Source organism: Acetatifactor sp., assembly GCF_982438285.1.
This window is the reverse complement of sequence record NZ_CEWDFQ010000314.1, coordinates 1-3,630: the sequence shown is the minus strand read 5'-3', so window position 1 is coordinate 3,630 and position 3,630 is coordinate 1. Positions and strand designations below refer to the sequence as shown.

The 3,630-nt window shown below is 45.7% G+C and carries 3 protein-coding genes and 1 pseudogene; all 4 read left to right on the top strand.

Features of this window, described 5'->3' with window-relative positions; all coding sequences use genetic code 11:
* Positions 1-386: helix-turn-helix transcriptional regulator (locus AC1WIP_RS13065; RefSeq protein ID WP_481142238.1), on the top strand; the 386-nt coding region annotated here is incomplete at its 5' end.
* Between the two features lie 176 nt (positions 387-562).
* Positions 563-2,317, top strand: coding sequence for an extracellular solute-binding protein (locus tag AC1WIP_RS13060; protein ID WP_481142237.1), 1,755 nt, complete (start codon positions 563-565; stop codon positions 2,315-2,317).
* 72 nt (positions 2,318-2,389) lie between these two features.
* Positions 2,390-3,328: an ABC transporter permease gene (locus tag AC1WIP_RS13055; RefSeq protein WP_481142236.1), complete on the top strand. Its 939-nt coding sequence runs from the start codon at positions 2,390-2,392 to the stop codon at positions 3,326-3,328.
* Positions 3,329-3,338: 10 nt separating this feature from the next.
* Positions 3,339-3,630, top strand: a pseudogene (locus AC1WIP_RS13050) (carbohydrate ABC transporter permease); the annotation flags it as partial.

Sequence of the window (3,630 nt, the reverse complement as noted above, 5' to 3'; positions counted from 1 at the left end):
GATTTGACCGAATATGTGAAATTCTAAAGGAGGACCGGGATAAGGATTTTCAAAATGAGGAGGAAATGTGCCAGAGAATAGAGCAATACATTGTCCAGCATTTGACCGACTGCACTCTGGGAGTTACCTCCATAGCAGAACACTTTCATCTGTCCTCGGTAGAAATGTCAAAAACCTTCCGCAGAATACGGGGACAAAAGCTTCCGTCCTATATTTCGGCACTGCGTATTCTTCGAGCAAAAGAGATTATGCAGACATCGGACAAAGGCCTGAATGATGTGGCACAGATGGCAGGCTTTGGAAGTGTCAGGACTTTCTTGAGATGTTTTAAACAAAGCGAGGGTATGACGCCCAGCCAGTGGAAAGAAAGCGGGCAAATGCCATGAGTAGAGAAAAATAATTTGTCATTCTCCCTGTAAATTTTGTCATAGGTCAGAGATCATTTTGTCACAGCCTAAGATAAGGATTGTCACTTGATGTTTTTGGAAAAATGCTGTTATGATGGGCATGTACAAAAAACAAAAGCTGCGCAGCAAACACAATCAAATGGAGGGTGAACAGAATGAAAAAGAAGATCATTGCTGTCATACTGATGCTGTCTATGGGCATTGCCGGAGTGCTGAGCGGCTGTGGGAGTACCGGAAACTCAGGGACGGAAATGGTGGCGGAGACAGTTGAAGGCAGCAAAGACAATAACGATACGGTACAAGAGCCGGAAACGGGCCAGACGGCTTCTTATGAATTACTGGAGCCTTTGAATAAAGAGGAAGGGGATGCGCTGACAAATCCAAGAAGTAATTATGTGAGCTATCCAGTAGAGGATACGGATCAGACACTCACTGTCTGGATGGAATATTGGGCCAGCGATGCGGCGGCCTCTGCCAATGAAACCGCCTGGGCGAAGAATTGGCAGGAAATGACAGGAATTCAGGTAGAGTTTATACAGCCTACAGAGGGAAGCTCCAGTGAAGAATTTTCCACCATGATTGCCAGCGGTTCTCTGCCGGATATCATTGTATGGGAGTGGACTACCAACTATACAGGCGGACCAGCCGCAGCAGAGGCGGAAGGGGTTTTGACACTGCTGGATGAGTATATCCAGCCGGACGGAGCGGCGGCGGATCTGTGGCAGTACCTTCAGGACAATCCTGCTGTGGACCGGGAGGTAAAAAATGATGAAGGTCATTACTATTGCTTTCCCTTTATCAGGGGAGATAAGTACCTGCAGTGCACCACTGGCCCCATGTACCGGGCAGATTTATTGGAAAAGGCAGGCTATACAGGACCTTTGGAGACCTTGGACGACTGGGAGCAGGCGTTGACGGCACTTAAGGAGTATGGGATCGAAAAGCCTATGGTAATGCAGTCCATGGAATATCTGCTCCGCTTTATGGGAAGTGCTTATGGCATCCGTGCAGGTATGTATGTGGACGATGAAACGGGAACCATCCATAACGGATATACGGAGGAAGCCTTTAAAGAGCTGATGCTGAAAGTAAATGACTGGGTGGATAAGGGACTTTTGGACGCAGATATTTTGACCTGTGACAAGAATACGGTGATGAGCTATATACTGAACGATCAGGCGGCGGTGACTATCGGCGCAGGGGGCAGCCTTCTGGGAACGATGATTGAGAGTGTTGCGGCGGCTCCGGAGGCCTACAATCCAGATTTTGAGATGGCTACGGCTTCCTTCCCTGTGATGGAGCGCTCGGATACAGTGCTCTATGGAGGAGGCTCCTATGATTACGCAACCACCAGCAATGCTTCTGCAGTAATCACAGCGGACTGTGAAAATCCAGAGCTTGCGGCAAAATTCCTGAACTACTGTTATAGTCAGGCAGGGCACTATATGATCAATTATGGCAAGGAGGGAGAGGCCTACACTATGGTGGACGGTGTTCCCACCTATACGGATGAGATCATGCACAATCCCAACGGATGGAGTGTATCCACAGCTATGACCTATCACGGTCTGGCAAATGGGTGCGGACCCTTTGTGCAGGATGCAAACTATATTTTCCAGTATTATCAGACTGAAGAACAGAAGCAGGCTTTGCTTGACTGGAATGACGGAAATGAAAGTCAAAAAACTCTGGTTCCCCCCATCACGCTTTCGGAAGAGGAAAGTATGCAATATAGCATTCTCACCGCTCAGGTGAATACCTTTGTCTCGGAGAATACGGCAAAATTCTTTACAGGGGTGCTGGATATCGAGGCAGAATGGGACAGCTATGTGGAACAGCTTGACAGCATTGGAATGAGCGAAATGATTGAAATCTATCAGGCGGCTCTTGACAGATATAACGAAAGGTAATTTGTGCGGCGACCGGTCTGGCAGCAGAAGTCGGCCGCCGTTTTTTACCCTGATGGGAGAAAGAGGGACAGAATGCGCGCAAATAAACAAATCAAGAGAAGGGTTCCCGGAGGAACGATTAAAAAAGTAAAAAAGCAGAAGGAGCTGTATTTTCTGGTGCTGCCAGTGCTTCTTTATTATTTGCTGTTTCATTATAAGCCTATGTATGGTCTGATTATCGCATTTATGGATTACAGCCCAAGACGGGGAATACTGGGCAGCGAATGGGTGGGACTGCAGCATTTCATCACTTTTTTTCAAAGCATTTATTTTAAACGTCTCTTAATCAATACGCTGCGTATCAGTGTTACAACGATTATTTTTGGATTTCCTGCGCCCATTATTCTGGCACTTTTGATGAATGAGCTTAAAAGCAGGCGATTTTCCAGACTGACGCAGACGATTACATATATGCCTCATTTTGTTTCCATGGTAGTAATCTGTTCCATGATCCGGGAGTTTGTAAAGCCCGAGGGCTTTATTACCCAGATTCTGGTGAATTTGTTCGGATATGATGGAAGGAATCTTCTGAGCTCACCGGAAAATTTTCTTCCTGTCTATGTGATCAGTGATATATGGCAGGGAGTAGGCTGGGGCTCTATTGTGTATCTGGCCGCACTGACCGCAGTGGATACGGAATTGTATGAGGCTGCCCAGATAGACGGAGCTAATCGGTGGAAGCAGACCATTCATATTACGCTTCCCTGTATTATGCCAACAGTAATCATTATGTTGATTATGCGCCTGGGACAGGTGATGAGCATAGGATACGAAAAGATAATTCTGCTTTATAATGAGGGAATTTATGAGACTGCGGATGTGATTTCCACTTATGTTTACCGGATGGGGCTGGTGAATCGGCAGTACTCCTTTTCAGCAGCGGTGGATTTATTTAACTCGCTGATTAATTTTATGCTGGTAATCCTGGCAAACAAAATTAGTAAAAAAGTCAGCGAAACCAGTCTGTGGTAGGAGGAGAAAAATGAGGATTGGAAAAAGAATAAAAAAGTACGGTCTGGGCGGAAGAATCTTTGATTTTTTTAATGTATGTTTTATGATAGTTATGATGATTATATGTCTTTATCCTTTCTGGTATGTGATATGTGCTTCTTTCAGCAAAGCATCCTTGCTTTTGGGACATTCCGGCATTTTATTGAAGCCGCTGGGATTTTCTGTGGAAGCTTACCAGAGAGTGTTTTCCAATGCCCGGATATGGGTTGGCTATGCCAATACTATTTTTTATGTTGTGGCAGGAACCTTGATTAATATTGTGA